The 20,750-nt window shown below is 71.9% G+C and carries 21 protein-coding genes and 1 pseudogene; 10 read left to right on the top strand and 12 right to left on the bottom strand.

Translation table 11 applies throughout. The features are described 5' to 3' along the window. Window positions 1–87: 87 nt before the first annotated feature. Complete coding sequence (gene tuf, locus ACFVYL_RS32475; RefSeq protein ID WP_389722319.1) at window positions 88–1,269, bottom strand: elongation factor Tu; 1,182 nt, start codon at window positions 1,267–1,269, stop codon at window positions 88–90. Between the two features lie 320 nt (window positions 1,270–1,589). Further along, window positions 1,590–2,300 (bottom strand): DNA alkylation repair protein, encoded by a 711-nt coding sequence (locus ACFVYL_RS32470; protein ID WP_389722317.1) that lies wholly within the window; start codon window positions 2,298–2,300, stop codon window positions 1,590–1,592. A gap of 49 nt (window positions 2,301–2,349) precedes the next feature. Here ACFVYL_RS32470 and ACFVYL_RS32465 point away from each other — a divergent pair, with 49 nt between their 5' ends. The 6 genes and pseudogenes from ACFVYL_RS32465 (at window position 2,350) to lnt (ending at window position 7,537) form a co-directional block, all read left to right on the top strand. Further along, window positions 2,350–3,096 (top strand): TVP38/TMEM64 family protein, encoded by a 747-nt coding sequence (locus tag ACFVYL_RS32465; protein ID WP_389722315.1) that lies wholly within the window; start codon window positions 2,350–2,352, stop codon window positions 3,094–3,096. 124 nt (window positions 3,097–3,220) lie between these two features. Further along, window positions 3,221–3,559 (top strand): annotated as a pseudogene (locus tag ACFVYL_RS32460) (winged helix-turn-helix transcriptional regulator); the annotation flags it as partial. 173 nt (window positions 3,560–3,732) lie between these two features. Beyond that, complete coding sequence (locus ACFVYL_RS32455; RefSeq protein WP_389722313.1) at window positions 3,733–4,605, top strand: undecaprenyl-diphosphate phosphatase; 873 nt, start codon at window positions 3,733–3,735, stop codon at window positions 4,603–4,605. Window positions 4,606–4,901: 296 nt separating this feature from the next. Then, window positions 4,902–5,051 carry a hypothetical protein gene (locus tag ACFVYL_RS32450; protein WP_389722311.1) on the top strand — a complete coding sequence of 50 codons (150 nt, stop codon included), beginning with the start codon at window positions 4,902–4,904 and terminating at the stop codon, window positions 5,049–5,051. A gap of 44 nt (window positions 5,052–5,095) precedes the next feature. Beyond that, on the top strand, window positions 5,096–5,602 hold the full coding sequence (locus ACFVYL_RS32445) for a nuclear transport factor 2 family protein (protein WP_389722309.1): 507 nt from the start codon (window positions 5,096–5,098) through the stop codon (window positions 5,600–5,602). Between the two features lie 213 nt (window positions 5,603–5,815). Then, the gene (lnt, locus tag ACFVYL_RS32440) at window positions 5,816–7,537 is read left to right on the top strand and encodes an apolipoprotein N-acyltransferase (protein WP_389722353.1); all 1,722 of its coding nucleotides are present in this window, start codon (window positions 5,816–5,818) and stop codon (window positions 7,535–7,537) included. On the opposite strand, the gene ACFVYL_RS32435 is transcribed toward lnt, so the two are convergent. Then, window positions 7,461–8,366 carry a Gfo/Idh/MocA family protein gene (locus ACFVYL_RS32435; RefSeq protein WP_389722351.1) on the bottom strand — a complete coding sequence of 302 codons (906 nt, stop codon included), beginning with the start codon at window positions 8,364–8,366 and terminating at the stop codon, window positions 7,461–7,463. The two genes, lnt and ACFVYL_RS32435, sit on opposite strands and share 77 nt — an antisense overlap. 498 nt (window positions 8,367–8,864) lie before the next feature. Between ACFVYL_RS32435 and ACFVYL_RS32430 the strand changes: the two genes are divergently transcribed. Then, window positions 8,865–9,602, top strand: a complete 738-nt coding sequence (locus ACFVYL_RS32430) for an FG-GAP repeat domain-containing protein (protein ID WP_389722307.1) — start codon at window positions 8,865–8,867, stop codon at window positions 9,600–9,602. Window positions 9,603–9,786: 184 nt separating this feature from the next. After that, window positions 9,787–10,410, top strand: a complete 624-nt coding sequence (locus tag ACFVYL_RS32425; RefSeq protein ID WP_389722350.1) for a LuxR C-terminal-related transcriptional regulator — start codon at window positions 9,787–9,789, stop codon at window positions 10,408–10,410. Between the two features lie 79 nt (window positions 10,411–10,489). Here ACFVYL_RS32425 and ACFVYL_RS32420 read toward each other — a convergent pair whose 3' ends face one another. Next, entirely contained in the window at window positions 10,490–11,890 is a 1,401-nt protein-coding gene (locus ACFVYL_RS32420) for a hydrolase (protein WP_389722305.1), read from the bottom strand. Window positions 11,891–12,046: 156 nt separating this feature from the next. Next, window positions 12,047–13,240, bottom strand: coding sequence for an FAD-dependent monooxygenase (locus ACFVYL_RS32415; protein ID WP_389722303.1), 1,194 nt, complete (start codon window positions 13,238–13,240; stop codon window positions 12,047–12,049). Between the two features lie 122 nt (window positions 13,241–13,362). Here ACFVYL_RS32415 and ACFVYL_RS32410 point away from each other — a divergent pair, with 122 nt between their 5' ends. Next, window positions 13,363–13,956: a TetR/AcrR family transcriptional regulator gene (locus tag ACFVYL_RS32410; protein ID WP_389722301.1), complete on the top strand. Its 594-nt coding sequence runs from the start codon at window positions 13,363–13,365 to the stop codon at window positions 13,954–13,956. A 133-nt stretch (window positions 13,957–14,089) separates the two neighbouring features. Continuing rightward, a complete protein-coding gene (locus ACFVYL_RS32405) occupies window positions 14,090–14,584 on the top strand; it encodes a hypothetical protein (protein WP_389722299.1) in 495 nt (164 codons plus the stop codon). Window positions 14,585–14,646: 62 nt separating this feature from the next. On the opposite strand, the gene ACFVYL_RS32400 is transcribed toward ACFVYL_RS32405, so the two are convergent. From ACFVYL_RS32400 to ACFVYL_RS32370, 7 genes are all read right to left on the bottom strand, one after another. Further along, window positions 14,647–15,135: a hypothetical protein gene (locus tag ACFVYL_RS32400; RefSeq protein ID WP_389722298.1), complete on the bottom strand. Its 489-nt coding sequence runs from the start codon at window positions 15,133–15,135 to the stop codon at window positions 14,647–14,649. 153 nt (window positions 15,136–15,288) lie between these two features. Further along, window positions 15,289–15,972, bottom strand: a complete 684-nt coding sequence (ung, locus tag ACFVYL_RS32395) for a uracil-DNA glycosylase (protein ID WP_389722297.1) — start codon at window positions 15,970–15,972, stop codon at window positions 15,289–15,291. An 80-nt stretch (window positions 15,973–16,052) separates the two neighbouring features. Further along, window positions 16,053–17,660, bottom strand: a complete 1,608-nt coding sequence (locus ACFVYL_RS32390) for an ABC transporter substrate-binding protein (RefSeq protein WP_389722296.1) — start codon at window positions 17,658–17,660, stop codon at window positions 16,053–16,055. A gap of 146 nt (window positions 17,661–17,806) precedes the next feature. Next, window positions 17,807–18,562: an SDR family oxidoreductase gene (locus ACFVYL_RS32385; protein ID WP_389722295.1), complete on the bottom strand. Its 756-nt coding sequence runs from the start codon at window positions 18,560–18,562 to the stop codon at window positions 17,807–17,809. Between the two features lie 25 nt (window positions 18,563–18,587). Then, the gene (gene fabG / locus ACFVYL_RS32380; protein ID WP_389722294.1) at window positions 18,588–19,349 is read right to left on the bottom strand and encodes a 3-oxoacyl-ACP reductase FabG; all 762 of its coding nucleotides are present in this window, start codon (window positions 19,347–19,349) and stop codon (window positions 18,588–18,590) included. A 172-nt stretch (window positions 19,350–19,521) separates the two neighbouring features. Further along, complete coding sequence (locus ACFVYL_RS32375) at window positions 19,522–19,905, bottom strand: DUF3037 domain-containing protein (RefSeq protein WP_389722293.1); 384 nt, start codon at window positions 19,903–19,905, stop codon at window positions 19,522–19,524. Continuing rightward, entirely contained in the window at window positions 19,902–20,690 is a 789-nt protein-coding gene (locus ACFVYL_RS32370) for a HipA family kinase (protein WP_389722292.1), read from the bottom strand. Before ACFVYL_RS32370 ends, ACFVYL_RS32375 begins: the two co-directional genes overlap by 4 nt. Window positions 20,691–20,750 lie beyond the last annotated feature (60 nt).

Below are 20,750 nucleotides of genomic sequence, written 5' to 3'. Positions count from 1 at the left end.
GCCCCCCTCTTGGGCGGGGGGGTTTGGTGGTTTTTTTGGGGGGGCGGCCCGGGGGCCGGGGGGGGGGGGGCGGGCCCCACCGCTCCGTCAGGCGACCCCGGTCACGGTGCCCGCGCCGACGGTCCGGCCGCCCTCGCGGATCGCGAAGCCGAGGCCGGTCTCCAGCGGCACGTCGCGGCCGAGTTCGACCGTCATCGTGACGGTGTCGCCGGGCCGGGCCACGGCCGCGTCGCCGAGGTCGACATCGCCGACCACGTCCGCGGTGCGGATGTAGAACTGTGGCCGGTACCCGGTGGCGATCGGCGTGCTGCGGCCGCCCTCCCGGGCCGCCAGGACGTACACCTGCGCGGTGAAGCGCCGAGAGGGCGTGACGCTGCCGGGCGCCGCGACGACATGGCCGCGTCGCACGGCGTCGCGGGGCAGACCGCGCAGCAGCAGCGCCACGTTGTCCCCTGCCTGCGCCTCCGCCATCGGCTTGCCGAAGGTCTCCAGTCCGGTGACCACCGTCTCCGTGTCCGCGCCGAGGACCTCCACGCGGTCCCCGAGGCGGACGGTGCCCCGCTCGACGGCGCCGGTGACGACGGTGCCGCGGCCGGTGATGGTGAGCACGTTCTCGACGGGCAGCAGGAACGGCGCGTCGAGATAGCGCTCGGGCATCGGCACGTAGGTGTCCACCGCGTCGAGCAGCGCCTCGATCGCCGACGTCCAGCGTGGCTCGCCCTCCAGGGCCTTGAGCCCGGAGACGCGGACGACGGGCACCGAGTCCCCTCCGTACCCGTGCGCGGAGAGCAGGTCGCGGACCTCGAGCTCGACGAGGTCGGCGTCCTCGCCGTCGACGACCGCGTCGGCCTTGTTGAGGGCCACGACAATGTGGTCGACGCCGACCTGCCGGGCGAGCAGCACGTGCTCGGCGGTCTGCGGCATGATCCCGTCGAGCGCCGAGACGACGAGGATCGCCCCGTCGAGCTGCGCCGCGCCGGTGACCATGTTCTTCACGTAGTCCGCGTGGCCCGGCATGTCCACGTGCGCGTAGTGCCGGGTGTCCGTCTCGTACTCGACGTGCGCGATGTTGATGGTGATGCCGCGCTGCGCCTCCTCCGGCGCGCGGTCGATACGGTCGAAGGAGACGTACCGCGTACCGCCTCCGGCGCCGCGCTCGCTCAGGACTTTGGTGATGGCGGCGGTCAGGGTGGTCTTGCCGTGGTCGACGTGGCCCATGGTGCCGATGTTCAGGTGCGGTTTCGTGCGGACGTAAGCCGTCTTGGACATGGTGGTTCCTTCTGTGGAACTCGAAGCCGTTCTCCCGGTCCCGCGGCGTGCGCGCGGTCGGGACGGGGACCCCGGGGCCGGACCGACCCTCCCCCTGCGGGGTCCGCCGGAGTGTCCGGGGAGGGTCAGCTTCGGGTGCCGTCGAAGGCGGCGGCTGCGAGGACGGCAGCCTTCGCAGCGCCCGCGACTGCGGGCGTGGCTGCGAGGAAGGCGTACCGGAACATGGACTGATCCTCACCGAACGAAAAGCCCACGTCGAATGATTTTCGCGCGAACCGTGCGCCCGGGGAGCGGAGTTGCCCGGAGGCGGCCTTGGGGCGTCAGAGGTTCTTCAGCGCTTCCCGCACCGACAGCGGCGACAGCCTGCCGCGCTCCCGCTCCACGAAGGCGCGTACGGCCTCCGGGTCGGTCTTGGCGTACTCCCGCAGGCACCAGCCGATCGCCTTGCGGATGAAGAAGTCGGGGTGGCCGGACTGGCGCACGCAGTAGGCGAAGAGCCGCTCGGTGTCGGTCGCCGACTTGTGGCGCAGTTGGTGGAGGAGGGCCGTGCGGGCCACCCACGGGTCGTCGTCCTCGATCCACTCGTCCATGGCGGTCCGCAGCTCCGGGTCGGCCGCGACCAGTGCGCCGACGACGTGCGCGGCGAGCGCGTCGACCGTGTCCCACCAGGAGTGGGTCGTGACGAGGCGGCGGGCGACGGGCAGGAAGCCGGCCGAGCAGCGCCGCACGTGCCGGCGGAGGTAGTCGACGGCGAAGTAGGCGTACTCGCGCTCGGGCAGCTCCCAGCAGCGCAGTGCGATCGCCGTGCAGTCCCTCTCGTCGGGCCGCGGGGTGCCGGCCAGGACGGCGCGGGACAGTTCGCGGCGCACCGGTGAGGTCAGGCCGAGGAAGGGAGCGATGTCCTTCATGTACGCCGCCATCTGCGCGGCCCGCGCCGGATCGGCCGCCTGCGAGTAGCTCGTGACGAGCCGTTCGAGGACCTCGTCGGCCAGCTCACTGCTCGGTGCTCGTCGCGGGACTGTGACGCTCATGAGACGCACCATACGGCGATCAGACACATGTTCCGGATACTCTTCCCGGATGTTCGAGACCGCTGCCACCCGTCCGCAGGGCTTCGCAGTGCGCTGCGTCAGAGCACTGCTCTCGCCGTGGTCGCGGCTGTCCCTGCTCGTGGTGCTGCTTGCCGCGGCGGCCACATCGGTGCTGCTCTTCGAACCGCAGCGGCTCCTCTCCGACGGCTGGCCCGCGCAGTTGGGCGGAGCCACGGCGGTGGCCCTGTTCGCCGTGGCGTACGGGGCGTGCACCGCCGCGTTCGTGCCGCGGCCGCTGCTCAATCTGGCGGCGGGCGCCCTCTTCGGCTCCCAGGCGGGTCTGGTCGCGGCCATCGCCGGCACGGTCTTCGGCGCCGGGATCGCCTTCGGGCTGGGCCGGATGCTGGGCCAGGACGCGTTGCGGCCACTGCTGCGGGGGCGCTGGCTGAAGGCCGTGGACGGTCAGTTCAGCCGACACGGTTTCCGGTCGATGCTGGCGGTTCGGCTCTTCCCCGGTGTGCCGTTCGCCGCGGCCAACTACTGCGCGGCGGTCTCCCGCATGGGCTGGCTGCCGTTCCTGATCGCCACCGGCCTGGGGTCCATCCCGAACACGGCCGCGTACGTCATCGCGGGCGCCCGCGCCTCCACGCCGACGTCGCCCGTCTTCCTGGTCGCGATGGGGTTCATCGCGGTGACGGGTCTGGGCGGGGCGGCGGTGGCCTGGTTCAAGCGCCATCACTTCCGCGACCGCGAGGGCGGGGCCGCCCGCCCGTCGAAGCGGAGTAAGAGCCTCTAGCGGAGCGAGAGCCTCTCAACGCCTGCGGGGCGTGTGCGGGGGTTCAAAGGCAGGCTCTAAAGCACTTCGAGGACCGTCGCGTTGGCGAGTCCTCCCGCCTCGCACATCGTCTGCAGGGCGTACCGCCCGCCTGCGCCGCCTGGTGGAGGCGGGCGTCCTGTAGAAGGTGGCCTACAGCGAGCGCCCCCAGCGCTTCCTGTACCGCCCGACGCGAGCCGGCCTCGAACTGGAGCCCGTCCTGATGACCCTCATGGCGTGGGGCGACCGCCACCTACGGGGTGACGACGACCGCCCGATGGTCCTCGAGCACTCCTGCGGCCATGAACTCGTCCCGGTTGTCACCTGCTCGGCCTGCGGCGACGCGGTCCGCCACGACGACGTCACCGCGCATCCGCAGGCGCCCGGATGGACGACGGCGGGCCCCGCGGCACAGCCCACGATCGGCCCTCCCACCGTCTCGTAACCCAGGCCCGCTACGCTGCCCCCACGACGAGGGACGTGATCACCCCTCACGCCCCGGCGTTCCGCCCCGCACGCACCGCGGTCGCCTCACAGCCACGCCTCAGCCACGCCCCTCTATGACCGCTACGACCGCACCCGCGGCCTGATGATCAGTACTTGGACGGCGCAGTTCTCATGTCTTGGCTTGAATCCTTCATCCTCGGACTCGTCCAGGGACTGACCGAGTTCCTTCCGATCTCCTCCAGCGCGCACCTGCGGCTGACCGCGGCGTTCGCCGGCTGGCACGACCCAGGGGCCGCGTTCACGGCGATCACGCAGATCGGCACCGAGGCGGCCGTCCTGATCTACTTCCGCAAGGACATCGCGCGGATCCTGTCGGCGTGGTTCGGCTCGCTCTTCGGCAAGGTGCCGCGCTCGGACCACGACGCGCAGATGGGCTGGCTCGTCATCGTGGGGTCGATCCCCATCGGCGTCCTCGGCGTCACGTTCAAGGACCAGATCGAGGGCCCCTTCCGCGACCTCCGGCTGATCGCCACCACGCTCATCGTGATGGGCATCGTCCTCGGCATCGCCGACCGCCTGGCGGCCCGCGACGAGACGGGCGGCAAGCACCGCGCCGTACGACGCCGCAAGGACCTCAGGGAACTCGGCGTCAGGGACGGCCTGATCTACGGCATCTGCCAGGCGATGGCCCTGGTCCCCGGCGTCTCGCGCTCGGGCGCCACCATCAGCGGCGGCCTCCTTATGGGCTACACCCGGGAGTCCGCGGCCCGCTACTCGTTCCTGCTGGCGATCCCCGCCGTCCTCGCGTCCGGCGCGTTCGAGCTGAAGGACGCCGGTGAGGGGCATGTCGCCTGGGGCCCGACGATCTTCGCCACGATCATCGCCTTCGTCGTCGGCTACGCGGTCATCGCCTGGTTCATGAAGTTCATCACGACGAAGAGCTTCATGCCGTTTGTCTACTACCGGATCCTGCTCGGCATCGTCCTGATCGCCCTCGTCGCCACCGGCGCCCTCAGCCCGCACGCGGGGGAATCGGCGGGCTGAGCGCGCCGCCGCCAGGCGCGTCCGGGCAGGTGTCAGGACTGCGGACGGCTTCCGTGGTTGGCCGCGTGCTTGCGGCGGGCCTTCTTCTTGCGGCGTCGCTTCGAGGACATCTCGCCACCCCTTTCCAGGGAGAAACAGGCATTTTTGCTGTTTTCCACCGTTGCATACGGGTCTGCGGGCGGCGAGCCGGACGGGGCGATCACATGGCGCAGGTGTGCGGTAGCTGACAGTTCCGATTGTCGTAGCCATCCCCTAGGGTTGATGTCATGCCCTTAACCCCTCCGCCTCATGGCGCCGTGCGGTCTTCCTCCGAGCTGAACGAGCGGATCCGCGACCTGTGGCTGCGCACCGGCAGCAGACTCAGCACCGAACAGCGCCGCGAGTACGCGCAGCTGGTGACGGAGTGGGCCGCCGCGGTCCGCGAGGAGATGGTGAAAGCCGCGTAGGCACGCCCCTTGGCTCGGCACCCCGCGTGCCCAACACTGAGCCGATGACGCAGCGTGTGGAACTCGCCGCCGTGATGGACCGGTTGGCCATCGATGCCCTCATCACCGAGTACGCGGTAGCCGTCGACGACGGCGACTGGGACGCCTACCGACAGCTGTTCGCCCCGGAAGGGCGCGCCGACTACCGCTCCGCGGGCGGCATCGAAGGGGGAGCCGACGAGATCGCCGCCTGGCTTGCGGAGACGATGCGGCTCTTCCCCATGCGCCAGCATCTGGTCACCAACCGGCGGCTGGAGTTCGGCACTCTCGACCAGGACACCGGCGACACCGCGCACGTGCAGGCCGACTACGTGAACCCCATGCGGTTCGCCGACCGGCCCGGCGCGGCGCCGGAGCCGTCGACCGCGCCGGACTTCGTCTGCGGCGGCCGCTACTCCTTCACCCTTCTGCGTACGCACGGCGGCTGGCGGCTGCGCCGGGTGGTCGTCACGGAGAAGTGGCGTCAGCTGGCCGGTGAGCGGCAGCAGCGGGAGGCAACCTCCGATACGTGACGGAGTGCGGGGCGCAGTGTGTGTCGAAGTACCCGGCGGCCTCCGGTGAAGAGCGGGTTCCCCCCACTGTGGCGAAGAGCGGGTCCCCCCACTGTCCTAGATCGTCTGTGGCACGCACACTGGTGACACGACGGGCGTCGGGGCCAAGGGAGGCGCTGCATGGATCTGTTCGGCGACGACCGGTGGGAGCCGCACAGGCGGCGCGCCGCGCGCATGCTCGCGGCACCCCGGTGGCGCGGCGGCATCGCCGTGGCGGCCGGGGCACTGCCCGCCCTGGCGTTCCCCGCGCCCTCGCTGTGGTGGTTCGCGTACGTCGCGCTCGTGCCCTGGATGCTCCTTGCCGCGTCGGCCCCGACCGGCCGGCGGGCCATGCTCGACGGCTGGCTCGGCGGCCTCGGTTTCATGGTGGCCGTGCACCACTGGCTGCTGCCGAGCCTGCACGTCTTCACGGTCGTCATCGCCGCTCTGCTCGGCCTGCTGTGGGCGCCGTGGGCCCGCCTTGTGCGCCGGTACCTGGGCGGCGCACCGACCGCCGGGCGTGCCACGGCCGCGCTCGTGGTGCTGCCTTCGGCCTGGCTGATGGTCGAACTGGTCAGGTCCTGGGAGGGGTTGGGCGGGCCGTGGGGCCTGCTCGGCTCCAGCCAGTGGCAGGTGCCGCCCGCGCTCCGGCTCGCCTCGGTGGGCGGGGTGTGGCTGGTCAGCGCGCTGGTGGTGGCCGTGAACACGGGTGTCGCGCTGCTGGTCGTGGCCGTACGGGCCGCGGCTTCGCGGACGTCCCTGCGTACGTCGACGTCGCGAATATCCGTGCGGACGACGCCCTGGATCACGGGCCCGCGCTCGTCCGCCCGGCCCGCGCCCCGGGCCACCACCGGAACCTTCGGGCCCCGGCCCCTCTCCCCCGTCGCCCCCGCGGTCACCCCCGGCACGGCGGCCGTCCCCGCCCTCGCGGGCATCCTCGCCGTGGCCGCCGCCACCACCGCCGCCTGGGCGTGGGCCCCGCGCCCCGAGCCCGCCGGACGCGTCCGGGTCGCCGTCGTCCAGCCGGGTGTCATCGAGGGCGCCGCGAGCGCCGAACGGCGGCTGGCCCGCGAGGAGGAGCTGACCCGCACACTGAAGGGGCGGGACCCGGACCTCGTCGTGTGGGGCGAGAGCAGCGTCGGCTTCGACCTGGCCGACCGGCCGGACGTCGCGCGCCGGATAGCCGCACTCTCCCGCGAGGTCGGCGCGGACATCCTGGTGAACGTCGACGCGCGCCGCTCCGACCGGGCCGGCATCTTCAAGAGCTCCGTCCTGGTGGGCCCGGACGGGCCGACCGGCGACCGCTACGACAAGATGCGGCTCGTGCCCTTCGGGGAGTACGTCCCGGCGCGCTCCCTGCTCGGCTGGGCGACGTCGGTCGGCAAGGCCGCGGGCGAGGACCGCAGGCGCGGTGACCGGCAGGTGGTGATGGACGTCGGGCGCGACCTGCGGATCGGGCCGCTGGTCTGTTTCGAGTCGGCGTTCCCCGACATGAGCCGCCGGCTCACCCAGGACGGCGCCCAGGTGCTTCTCGCGCAGTCGGCGACCTCGTCGTTCCAGTCCAGCTGGGCGCCCCGGCAGCACGCCTCGCTCGCGGCGGTGCGGGCCGCCGAGACGGGACGCCCCATGGTGCACGCCACGCTGACCGGCGTCTCGGCGGTCTACGCCCCGGACGGCTCGCGGGTCGGCTCCCCACTCGGCACCTCGGCGAGCGCGGCCGCGGTGTACGACGTGCCGCTGGGCACGGGGGTCACGGCGTACGTCAGGTGGGGCGACTGGACCGTGCACGGCGCCGTCGCCGTACTCGTGGCCATGTGCGCGGCCGAGGGGGCACGGGCCCTCAGGCGGCCTGCTCCCGAGCGGCTCGGACCACGCGCTCGCACAGCTCATGGGTCGCCAGTGCGTCCCGGGCGCTGAGCACCTTGCCGACGCGCACGGCGTCGAGGAAGGCGAGCACCACCTGCTCGATGCCGCGCTGGCGTGCCACCGGCACCCAGTCACCGCGCCGCCGCACGCTGGGCTGGCCCTTGTGGTCGACGATCTCGGCCAGGTTGATCACCTGCCGCTTGGCGTCCTGGCCGGAGACCTCGAGGATCTCCTCGACCGAGCCACTGAGCCGGTTCATCATGCCGATCGCGGTGAACCCGTCACCGGCGAGCTGCAGCACGACGTGCTCCATGAGGCCGTCCACGACGCGGGCCTGCACGCCCACGTGGTCGATCGGTCCCGGTGCCAGGAAGCGCAGGGTGTCGACGACGTGGATGAAGTCGTCGAGGACCAGCGTGCGCGGGTCCTCGGGGAGCCCGACGCGGTTCTTCTGCAGGAGGATCAGCTCGCGCGGGTGCTCGGCGCACTGGGCGTAGCCGGGCGCGTGGCGGCGGTTGAAGCCGACGGCGAGGCTGACGCCGCGGTCCTCCGCGAGCCGCACGAGGCGCTCGGAGTCGGCGAGTTCGTACGCGATCGGCTTGTCGACATAGGTCGGCACGCCCGCCTCGACGAGCCGGGTGACGATCTCGGGGTGCACGGCGGTCGGCGCGTGCACGAAGGCGGCGTCGAGACCCTGGGCGAGAAGCGCGTCCAGGGCTGTGTGGCAGCGGGAGTCCGGGATGTGGTGGGCGGCCGCGACCCGGGCGAGGGTCGCCGGGGTGCGCGTCTGCAGGTGCAGCTCGACCCCGGGCTGGGTGGTGAGCACGGGCAGATACGCCTTCTGCGCGATGTCGCCGAGTCCGATACAGCCGATCTTCAAGTCCCGGTTTGCGCTGGTATCCACCGCTTTGACCTCGTCATTCGTCGGGTGAGCAGAGTCTTCTCGCGAAACTCTGCCATGTGGGCCCGGCGCCCCCTCGCGCGGGCGGGAGGGGAGGTCCGTGCGTGTCCGGCACCGGAGGCGGGGCGTCGTCGGCTGTCCCGAGGCCCGGTCCGGACGAACATTGCGTCGCCGAGGCCGCACTGATCGTCGCCGAGGCCGCACCGAACGGCTTGGCGCGTCCCAGTACAGCTTGGCGCGTCCCAGTTCCGCGTTCCAGGCAGCTTACGTTTCCCCTGGTCAGAGGCCATTCCGGCATTCCAGTGTCCCCAATCGACCGGTATTCCTGGCCGTTGGGGCAGCGCACCCCACAAGCTCGAGTCGTGCTCATCCGGGGCATCCCCCGCACCTCGTTGTCACCACACCCCCGTACGGGGTGCGGGGGTCATTCCGGTACTCCGGCACAGCTCAGCAGCAACCACATGGGGAGTTCGTTACATGCTTCGCAAGCGCTCACGTCTGATCGCCGCACCGATCGCGGCTGTCGCCCTGACCCTGACGGTCGCCGGTTACCAGGCCAGCGCCGCCGGATCGGCAGACTCCGGCAGCGCGGGACGGTCCGCCCGGGTGGCAGGCCCGTGCCTGTCCGGCGCCACCACGCTGATCGGCGACCTCGACGGGGACGGCCGACCGGACAAGATCATCAACCCCGGGCACACCGGCACCAGGATGACCGTTCAGTGGGGCACCGCGAGCAGCTCGTTCGGCACCAAACACTCCGTCGGCAAGCTGCTCGGCGCCAAGCCGGGCGAGGTCGCGACCGCCGCGGTCGCCGACTTCCAGAAGGACGGCAAGCTGGACATGGTCGTCAACCTCGTCACCCCGTCCGGTGTGGACGACCCCGCCGACTCGCGCGTAGCCGAGTACCGTCCCGGCCCGCTCAAGCGCGCGAACCTCGGCTCGGCCCACGCCCGCCACCTGGACATCGGCGACGCCCGCGAAGTCAAGCAGCTGCGCATCGCCGACTACGGCGGCGACGCCTACCCGGACCTCTCGACCCTGGTCAACGCCGGTGACGGGGTGTGGGAGCGGAGCGTGCGGCTGACCAAGGCGCGCACCGGCCCCGGTGCCTACAACGCCGCCCACGAGCAGAGGTACGGCGCGAGCGGCACCCCGGCCGAGCCGCCGGCCATGCCCAGCGGCGGTTGGAAGCACTTCTTCACGTCCTGCTCCTGACCTGACCTCCACCGGGCGCCGCCGGCCCGCACCGGACCGGCGGCGCCCGGCCCCGCGGCGGAACCCTCAAAGCATGATCCACCGTCAGAGACCAGAGGAAGATCGCGTGTCCAGCTCGCCCCCGGCCCTCGTGGCCCTCGCCACCACCACAGCGCCGTCCGTCTCCACCCGCTCCGCGCCCGCCCTGCCCAGGACCAACCGGGTCCGCGTCGCCGTCACCGCCCCGGACCCCATCAGCCGCGAGGGGGTCCTCAGCCAGCTCCGGCGGCACCCCGAGGTCGAACTCGTCGGGGACTCCGGCCCGGCGGCGGTCGCCCTGATCATCGAGGACAACCTCGACGAGGCGGCGCTCACCCGGCTGCGGCGCACCGTGCGCAGCGAGGGCGCGCGTGCGGTGCTCGTCGCGGGTACGGTCCGCGAGCACGAACTCCTCGACGTCATAGAGTGCGGGGTCGGCGCCATCGTCTGGCGCCGCGAAGCGACCGCCCAGCGCCTGGTGCACGCGGTGCTGACCGCGGCCAAGGGCGACGGCGATCTCCCCGCCGACCTGCTCGGCCAGCTCATCGGCCAGGTGCGGCGCCTGCACCGGGGCGGTGACGACCAGCCGGGGCACTTCCTGAGCTTCACCAAGCGCGAGGTGGACGTGGTGCGGCTGGTGGCCGAGGGGTTCGACACCTCGGAGATCGCCATGAAGCTGTCGTACTCCGAACGCACCGTCAAGAACGTGATGCACGGCCTCACCACGCGCCTGCACCTGCGCAACCGGGCCCACGTGGTGGCGTACGCCCTGCGTGAGGGCTACATCTGACCGGCCGGGCCGTTAGGCCCTGTCGTCGAACTCGCGTCGTTCGCCCGCGAGGCAGGCGGGAGTTCGACGACAGGGCGCCTCACACGGTGAAGCGGACCGCCTGGAGCGGGAGATTCAGCTCCATCGGGCTCCCGTGGTACTTCCACTGACCGGGGTCCGTGCACACCTCGCCCATCCACTCCCTGTCCGTCACGAAGGCATCGCTGCACACGGAGCCGTCGTTGACCTTGTACGTGAAGCCCTGCAGGGCGGGGTCGGCCTCCTCGGTGCTGCCGAAGTACATGTCCTTCCCGTCGTCCTCGGCCGACCACGGGATTCCCTTGCGCCAGCCCTCGCCCACGAAGGCGCCGGTGCCGGTGACACCCTGGGTGCCGCTCACCGCGATGTCGAGCGACTTGATGGGCGTGTCCTGGCCGGGCGCGCCCGCCTCGGCGCCATCGCACACGGCGTCCTGCCAGCCGTCGCCCTCGACGAACGCGCGGTAGCAGATGTGGCGGCCCTCGCTGCTCTCGGCGAGCTCGCGCACCGCGTCGGCCGCCGTCTTCTCCTCGGGCTTCTCCTCACCGCCGCCGCCACCGCCGCCTCCGCCTCCGCCCTTGTCGTCCTTCTCGCCGTCCCCGCCGGACTCCTTCGGAGCCTCCTGCGACTTCTCGGGCTCGGGCGGCGCGCTCTTCGAGGGCGGGGGCGGGCTGTCCGGCTTGAGCTGGCCGCCCTGCTGCAGCTTCTCCCTGGCCTGGGTCTGCAGCTGCGGCCGGTTCGACATCCAGATCGTCACGAACGCGATGGTCAGCGCGATGGCCACGCCGAGCACGGCGGTCAGCCAGCCCGGGAAGACCCCGCGCTGCACGAAGACGCCGTCCACGTTCACCGGCTCGCTGCCGGAGCGCCGCACGGCCAGCGCGTAGGGCTGCTCCTTCTTGGACCCGAACCAGGTGATCTGCCGGGGGCGCAGCGTCGCCTTCACGAACGCGGCCCGGCCCGGCGCGATCTGGACGTTGCCGGGCTGCAGGTCGTACGCGAGCTGGTCGCCGGTGTCGTTGCCGCTGAGCGACGCGGTGACCGGGGTGTTGCCGATGTTGTCCACCGCGAGCTGCGGGCGCCCGCGGAACCAGCCCTTCACCGTCGGCGGCACCAGCTCGGCGCGCACCTCGGTGAAGGGCGTGACGGTGAGGTGCCCCTCGGCGACGACGACGGCGCCCCGGTGCTCCGCAGGCGTGATCCGCACCGCGTACGGGTGCGGGCCGGCGAGCGCGTCGGGCGTACGGGGCGGCGCGAACGTCAGCTCCACCGTGCCGGTCGTCCCCGGATAGAGCCGCAGCACCGCCGGCTCCGCCGTGGCCCAGGGGGCGAGGTCGCCGACCGGTTCGAAGCGGTACTCGTCGACGATGTCACCGGTGTTGCGCACCCGCAGGTGCACCGTGGTGGTGGTGCCGGGGTCGACGGTCGCAGAGGCAGGTTCCAAGGAGGTCCAAAGGCTCACGCCACGACGCTAGGAAACCCCGCGCAGTTCGTCAGGAGACCACCGGGCAGACCCTGTTGCCCCCAGGGGCGACGGCGCTGCCCTCCGGTTACCCGCCGCCCGCGGTTGCGGAAATGCGGAAAGAAGTCCTGAAGGCTCGTGTTTCCCGTTTTCCCGTCACACGCGACCATGGACTGCCGACGGTATCTGCGGCGGACGCCAGTCGGTGACGGCGGACAAGCTGCGCAGGACGGAGTTCGGGGCGAGCCTCGTCACGGTCGAGACGAGGGCGTCGCGCGCGGCGACGGCCGGGGCGGTGGTCAGGTGCGTGAGGCGCGAGGCCCGCGCGGCCCGGCGGACGATCTCCGTGGTCCGCGGGACGCGCGCCGCGCTGTAGCCGGCCAGGCGTGTGGCGAGGTCGGCGCCCGGCGCCGCGTGGTGGGCGAGGACGACGGCGTCCTCGATCGCCTGGTTGCCGCCCTGGCCGAGGCTCGGCGTCATGGCGTGCGCGGCGTCGCCGAGCAGCGCGACGCGGCCGCGGTGGTAGTGGGTGAGAGGCGTGGTGAGGTGGCGGACGTCGTTGCGCAGGATGTCCTCGTCGTCCGCGGCGGCGATCAGCTGCGGGATCGGGTCGTGCCAGTGACGGAACCGGCGCTCCAGTTCGGCCTTCTCGCCGTCGGGCGCCCTGCCGCCTTCGGGGAGGCGGGCGGTGGCGTACGCGTACACCCTGCCGTCCTTGAGCGGCTGCGTGCCCCATACGCCGCCGCGGCCCCAGGTCTCGTGCGGCGCGAAGGTCCTCCCGGGGGCCGGGACGACGAGCCGCCAGGCGGTGAAACCCGCGTACACGGGCCGGGGGTGGGCGGGGAAGAGGGCGGTGCGCACGGCCGAGTTGATGCCGTCGGCGCCCACGACGAGGTCTGCCTCGATGTCGCCTTCGCCGGTGGTGACGACGGCGCGGCGGGTGTCGGAGCCCGGGTCCGTGAGGCGGGCGCGGGTGCCGGTGTGCAGCGCCGCCTCGGGCAGCGCGGCGACCAGCAGGCCGACGAGGGTCGCGCGGTGCAGCATCACCAGGGTCCCGCCGTACGCCGCCTGCGTCTCGGCGGCGCTCGTGCGCACCAGCCAGCGGCCGTTCGGGGCCCGCACACCGCCGTCGCCCTGCCAGGCGGCCAGGGCGCGGACCCGGTCGCCGAGCCCGAGGACGTCCAGGGCGCGCTGACTGTTGGGGGCGAGCCCGATACCGGCGCCCACCGGCTCCAGGGAGGCGGCACGTTCGAGGACCGTGACGCTCCACCCGGACTCGTACAGGCCGATGGCGGCGGTAAGTCCGCCGATGCCACCGCCGATGACGACTGCGTGAGGCTGCTGGTTCATGGCTCCTCCTCCGGGACGCCGCACGCGGCCGCCGCGTGCGTGCCGCCCACCCTGCACTACAGCTGTAGTGAGCGACGGAAGGACCGTACTACATATGTAGTGAGCGAGGTAAGGTTTCCGCCATGTCCGTACGCAGCGCGGGGGCTCCCCGCACCGAAGTCATCGCCGACGCCGCTCTCACCCTGCTCGCGGAGCGCGGCATGCGCGGCCTCACCCACCGGGCCGTCGACGAGACGGCGGGGCTGCCACAGGGCTCCACGTCCAACCACGCGCGCACCCGGCTCGCCCTGCTGGAAGCGGCGGTACGGCGGCAGGCCGAGCGCGAGGCCGCCGTACTCAACCCCGCCGAACTGCCGGATCCGGCGGCCGGCCGCGATCAGCTGGTCGCCGGTCTGGCCCTCGCCCTGCACCGCTACCTGACCGGTGACAACCGCCAACTCCTCGTATCACGCTACGAGTTGGCCCTGGAGGCGACCCGCAGGCCGGAGCTGCGCACCTACTACGACGCGGCGGGCGCCCAGTTCAGAGACCCCCTGGAGACTCTGCTTCGAGCGGCGGGCTCCCCCACCCCCGAACTCCACACGCTCTCCCTGGTGGCGTGGTGCGACGGCCTGATGTTCTCGTGCGTGGCGGGTTCGTACCACGCCACGGCGCCCACCCTGGATGAGCTTCGAAGGGGCGTGGGGGAGCTGCTGCGGGGGATGCTGGGCAGCTGAGGGGGAGACAGCGGACGCCCCGCCCCGCGCACCCCTCGCCGCTTCCGGCCGCCCCGGCCCCCGCGTCACCCGTGCGGGGCACGCACGCGGACTTGGCCCGCCAACGGGCAGCGGGCGCAGCAGAGTTGTGCGGGTGCAACGATCGTCTGCCACCGCCGCGCTCCTCGTCTCCGTGGCCGTCTCGGCCGCCGTCGCCGGGTGCGTGAGCGTCGAGCGGCCCGCCGGGGCCGGGACCGCCGCGGCCACCGCGACACCGCCCGCGCCCCACACCGCCGGGACGGGCCGACCGCGGGCCGTGCAGGCCCCGGCCCGCGAGGCGCTGGAGCGCATGGACCCGCCCCGGCACCTGGCCTCCCGGCGGGCCGCCCCCGACTCCGCCCCCGAGACCCACCCGGACACCGGGCCGCAGGCGCCCCCACTCGGCTCAGCCCGCCCGGCGCCTCCCCCCGCGGCGGCCCCGGCCCGCAGGCCTCCGCCACCACGGCCCGACGCGGGCGCCACCCGCCCCGCCCCGAGGACGACCCCCGCCGTTCCCGGGGCGCATGTGTGCGCACTCGGCGAGACGTACGGCAGATGGCGGCCGGACAGCCCCGAGGCCGTCATCTGCCGCAAGACGTACGGCCGTTGAGAGCCTGCCTTTTGAACCCCCGCCTGCGCCCCGACGCCCGGCGCGGCCTCACGCCCTGCCGCCTACTCCTCCTCGCTCCCCTCCCCCACCTCGGCCGCCAGCCTCGCGATGGCCTGCTTGACGCCGTTGCCATAGCCGTCGTCCTCCAGGGCGCCCACCGCGCCGCGGGCCCGGCGCAGGTGGCTGCGGGCCGCTTCCGGGCGGCCGAGCTTCGCGTAGTCCGCGGCGAGGTTGAGGTGCAGGGAGGGGTAGAAGCCGCGCACGGCGAGCGACTGGTGGTGTTCGTTCAGACGCTCGTCCGTGAGCTCGTCCGCAGCCGACAACGCCCGCAGGTCCCACGCCAGTTCGTCCGAGGGGTCGACCTGTGTGTCCGCCATGTAGTGCGCGAGCGTGCAGCGGTGCAGCGGGTCGCCGTTCTCACCGATCTCCCCCCACAGGCCGAGGAAGCGGTCCTGCGCCTCCTCGCGGTCGCCGCCGTGGTGCAGCATGACCGCCTGCCCGATGCGGGTCATCATCGCGTCCTCCGCCGTCTGCTCCTGCTGCTCCGTCACCGGGTCCTCCGTGGTCGTACGGCCGTCGCCCCCATCCCTCACGACGCTAGCGGCCACCACCGACAATCGCGGTCAGGCACGTTCGGACGCGGGGCGCTCGCCCCCGGCGCTGGGCCAGGCCGGTGACGCTCCAGGCCCCCCGCCCCGGGGGCGTCAGCCGATGTCCGGGATCCGCCAGTCGATCGGCTCGTGTCCCTGCGCCGCGACCGCTGCGTCGATCTGCGTGAAGGGGCGCGAGCCGAAGAACCTCTTCGCGGACAGCGGCGAGGGGTGCGCGCCCTTCACCACGACGTGCCGCTCCTCGTCGATGAGCGGGAGCTTCTTCTGGGCGTAGTTCCCCCACAGGACGAAGACGGCCGGGTCGGGGCGGTCGGCCACCGCCCGGATCACCGCGTCCGTGAACTTCTCCCAGCCCTTGCCCTTGTGGGAGTTGGCCTCGCCCGCACGGACGGTCAGCACCGCGTTCAGCAGGAGGACGCCCTGCTGGGCCCACGGCATCAGATAGCCGTTGTCGGGCACGGGGTGACCGAGCTCCTCCTTCATCTCCTTGTAGATGTTCCGCAGCGAGGGAGGGGTCTTCACGCCGGGGCGCACGGAGAAGCAGAGGCCGTGGCCCTGCCCCTCGCCGTGGTACGGGTCCTGGCCGAGGACCAGGACCTTCACCCCGTCGTACGGCGTCGCGTCGAGGGCGGCGAAGACCTCCTCGCGCGGAGGATAGACAGGCCCCTTCGCCCGCTCCTCCTCGACGAACTCGGTGAGCTCCTTGAAGTAGGGCTTCTGCAGCTCCTCGCCGAGGACTCCGCGCCAGGACGCGGGCAGCATGGCGATGTCGGTCACGTCAACAACCTCCGGTGTGCGGTCACTTCTCACCCCAGAACCTACCGGCGCCCACTGACAACCGACCGGCCGCCCGCCCGCTACCAGCTGGTCTTGCGCTGCAGCTCCCACATCATCATGATCGCCGAGGGGTCGAGGGCACGTTCGCCGCCCGCGATCTCCTCGCTGGACAGGATGTACTGCTTGCCCTGCCACAGCGGCAGCAGCCTGACGTCGTCGACGAGGATCCTTTGGGCCCGCTCGAACTGGTCGATGACCGCGCCCCGGTCCGCCTCCCGGCGCTCGCGCGGCAAAATCTCGTCGGTGATCTCCTTGGAGGGGTACGGCGTATTGAGCACGTTCTTGGGGCCCACGAACGGCGCGATGAAGTTGTCCGCGTCAGGGAAGTCGGGGAACCAGCCGCGTCCGAACACGGGGTACTCGCCGTTGCTGTAGCCCTCCTGGAACTCGGTCCAGGGCCGGCTCTTGAGCGTGATCTTGAACAGACCGGAGCTCTCCAGCTGCCGCTTGATCTCGGCGAACTCCGGCTCGGTCGCCGAACCGTAGCGGTCGGTGGTGTACCAGAGGGTGAGCGGGACCGGTGCGTGGATGCCCGCGTCGGTGAGGATCTTCCTCGCCTTCGCCGTGCTGGGGTCTCCGTAGTCGTCGAAGAACCCGGTGGCGTGGCCCGTGAGCCCGCGCGGGACCATCGAGTACAGCGGCTCGACGGTGTCCTTGTAGATCTTGTGGGCGATGGCCCCGCGGTCGACGAGCTGCGCGAAGGCCCGCCGTACGGGCAGTTTCCGCGCCCACGGGTCCTTGGTGTTGAACACCAGATAGCGGATCTCGGTGCCCGAGCCCTCGACGAGCTCGATGTCCTGTTCGCGCCTGCCCCTGCCCTGCATCTCGACAATGTCCTTGGAGGCCAGCCCCCGGAAGGTCACATCGATCTGCTTGTCCTTGAGGGCGTCGATCATGGCCGACGACTTCTTGAAGTAGCGGATGGTGACGGCATCGTTCTTGACGTCGGCGGCACCCTCGTACTTGTCGTTCCTGACCAGCTCGGCCTTCTCGTTCGCGGAGTACGCGTTCAGGGTGTACGGGCCCGAGCCGGTGACCGCGTCGCCCTCGCGGAGCTTGTCCGCCGGGTACTCGGCGGGGTCGACGATCGACATGGCCGGCGTCGCGAGCACGAACGGGAACGTCGCGTCCGCCTTCTTGAGCCGGAAGACGACGGTGCGCTTCCCCTTCGTCTCCACCTTGTCGAGCGAGCCGAGCAGACCGGTCGGGCCGCCCTTCGCCCCGATGGTCCGTATGCGGTCGACAGAGTACTTCACGGCCGCCGCGTCCAGCGCGTCCCCGTCGGAGAACGTCAGGCCCTCCCGCAGTTCACAGGTGAAGACCGTGCTGGAGGCGTCGCTGAACTCGCAGGACCGGGCCGCGTCCGGTTCGGGTTCGGTGGCTCCCGAGGGGAAGCTGAGCAGCGTCTGGAAGACGTTCCTGTACAGCTCCCAGGAGCTGTCCCAGGCCTTCGCCGGGTCCAGGGTGCTCGGCGCGCTCATCGTGCCGACGGTGACCCGGTCCTCGTCGTCCGACCCCTCGGAGGAGAGCACCCCGCAGCCGGCGAGCAGGGATATGGACGCGATCGCCGCCACCGGTCGCAGACCCCTGGTCCGCTTGGCTGGGGGAACTTCACTGAACACGCGCACGCTCCTCGATCGGCCATGCCATGGAATCGGGAGACAATATCGCAGTGCCCTGCCGGTCCAACCCGTAACGCCGACAGGGCACTTGATGTGGGTGTACGTCACTGAAAGCGGCGTACACGGCGCACTCGGTGGGTACGCGGCCTTCGTCAGCCGACGCCCGCATTGAGGAAGATGCCGCCATCGACCACGAGCGTCTGGCCCGTGATCCAGTCGGACTGGCCGGACGTGAGGAACGCCGCGGCGCCCCCGATGTCCTCCGGCACGCCGAGCCTGCCGAGCGGGTAGGAGGCGGCCGCCTCCTCCTCGCGGCCCTCGTACAGCGCCTGGGCGAACTTGGTCTTGACGACCGCGGGCGCGATGGCGTTCACGCGCACCTTCGGCGCGAACTCGTGCGCCAGCTGCAGGGTGAGGTTGACCATGGCGGCCTTGCTCATCCCGTAGGCCCCGATGAAGGGCGAGGCGGAGACGCCGGCCACCGAGGCGATGTTCACGATCGCGCCGCCGTTCTCGCTCTGCCAGGCCTTCCAGGTCTGCTGGGCGAAGCCGAGGGCCGAGATGACGTTGGTCTCGTACACCTTGCGGGCCACGTTGAGGTCGAGCTCGGCCATCGGGCCGAAGACCGGGTTGGTGCCCGCGTTGTTGACCAGGAAGTCGACCCGGCCGAACGCCGCCATCGCGCGCTCGACGGCGACCGCCTGGTGCGCCTCGTCGTGGGCCTTGCCCGCGACGCCGATGACCCGGTCGGAGCCGAGCTTCTCGACGGCTTCCTTGAGGGCGTCCTCGTTGCGTCCGGTGATGCAGACGCGGTCACCACGGGCGACCAGCGCCTGTGCGATGCCGTATCCGATGCCCCGGCTCGCGCCCGTGACGAGCGCGGCCTTCCCACTGTCCTGCACAGCCATGTCCTCCGCCTCCAGGTCTTCCGGGTCAGTTGAGCGGGCCACCGGCCACGTACATGACCTGTCCGGAGACGAACCCGGCCGCCTCGCCCGTGAAGAAGGCGATGGCGTTGGCGATGTCCTCGGGGCGGCCGACGCGCTGCACCGGGATCTGGGTGGCGGCCGCGGCCTGGAAGTCCTCGAAGCCCATGCCGACGCGCTCCGCGGTGGCCTTCGTCATCTCGGTGACGATGAAGCCGGGGGCGACGGAGTTGGCGGTGACGCCGAACTTGCCGAGCTCCTTGGCGAGGGTCTTGGTGAAGCCCTGCAGGCCGGCCTTGGCGGCGGCGTAGTTGGCCTGGCCGCGGTTGCCGAGCGCCGAGGACGAGGAGAGGTTCACGATGCGGCCGAACTTGGCGTCCACCATGTGCTTCTGGCAGGCCTTCGACATCAGGAAGGCGCCGCGCAGGTGCACGTTCATGACCGTGTCCCAGTCGGTCGCGCTCATCTTGAAGAGCAGGTTGTCGCGGAGCACACCCGCGTTGTTGACGAGGATCGTCGGCGCGCCGAGCTCCTCGGCGATACGGGCGACGGCGGCCTCGACCTGGGCCTCGTCGGACACGTCGCAGCCGACGGCGATCGCCCTGCCACCGGCCGCGGTGATCTGCGCGACGGTGTCCTTGCAGGCGGCCTCGTCGAGGTCGATGACGGCCACGGCGCGGCCCTCGGCGGCGAGCCGTACGGCGGTCGCCGCGCCGATGCCTCGCGCTGCGCCTGTCACGACAGCGACGCGCTGCTCAGTGGTGGACATGCTGGTTCTCCTCGCCCTTGGATACGGCTCTTGGGGTGCGGCCCACGGTACGCCCCGATGGTGAGCGACCGCTTAGTACCTTCAGCTGGACGAGACGCTAGAAGCCCTGGCACCGGGTGTCAACGGCCCACCGGGAGGTGTGACGCAGTGGTGGTCAAGGAGGCGTGGCGCTTCACCGCACCAGCAGGCCCAGAAGTCGCTCCACCTCGGCCTCGGGATCCGCCGTCAGACCGGTGTGCACCGGCCCCGGCTGGACCACCGTGGAGCGCGGCGCGATCAGCCACCGGAAGCGCCGCCCCGCGTCGTCCCGCTCCGCCTGACCCGCGCCGGCCCCGCCCTCGCAGATCCGCTCGACGGCGCCGAGCGCGGCCCGGATGCCGGGCACGTCGGCCGCCGGGTCCAGGGCGAGGAGCTTGGCCTCGTCCAGGTGCGTGCGCGCGGCCACGAAGGACTTGGCGCGGCAGTAGACCACCACCCCCGCGTTGAACTGCTCGCCGCGCTCCACCCGCGGCACGACGCGCACCAGCGCGTACTCGAAGACGTCGCGCTCGCTCACTTGACGGCCCCCTTCGGCTGCGGCTCGCCCAGCGCGATCCGTTCGTGGATGGTCGCCGCGCGCGGCAGCAGTGCCGTCACGTAGGCGCGGCGCACCTCGTCCGCGCTGTCGAAGCCGGGCTCGTCGGCCAGCCATTCCCCGGGCACCTCGGCCACGACCTCGGTGAGCAGCTCCTCGGTGACGAGGGGGGCGAGCTCGGCGGCGGCCGCCGCGATGTCGGGGCCGTAGGGGGCGAGGACGTGGTCGGACGCGTCGTACGGCTTGGTGGCCGCGGTCCCCGCGGTGCGCCAGTTGTGGTGCCAGATCATGCTCGCGCCGTGGTCGATGAGCCAGAGGTCGCCGTGCAGGCGGAGCAGGTTGGGGTTGCGCCAGGACCTGTCGACGTTGTTGATCAGGGCGTCGAACCAGACGATGCGGCCGGCCTCGGCCGGGCCGACGTCGTAGGCGAGCGGGTCGAAGCCGAGGGCTCCGGAGAGGAAGTCCATGCCGAGGTTGAGCCCACCGCTCGCCTTGAGCAGCTGCTGCACCCGCTCGTCGGGCTCGCCGAGGCCCAGGACCGGGTCGAGCCGGATCCCCACGAGCCGCGGCACCCGCAGGCCGAGCCTGCGGGCCAGTTCACCGCAGATCACCTCGGCGACGAGCGTCTTTCGGCCCTGTCCCGCGCCGGTGAACTTGATGACGTACGTCCCGTACCTGCCGTGGTCGTCGACCTCGACGACCCCGGGCAGCGAGCCGCCCTCCCGCAGGGGCGTGACGTAGCGGACCGCGGTGACTTCGCTGAGCATCGCCCCAGATTACTGCCGGTCGCGAGCTGTTCGATCACATGCCCCGCTGCCTAGAGTGCC

The organism is Streptomyces sp. NPDC058308, assembly GCF_042880275.1.
Taxonomy (GTDB): Bacteria; Actinomycetota; Actinomycetes; order Streptomycetales; family Streptomycetaceae; genus Streptomyces.
This window is presented reverse-complemented; position numbering and strand designations above follow the sequence as displayed.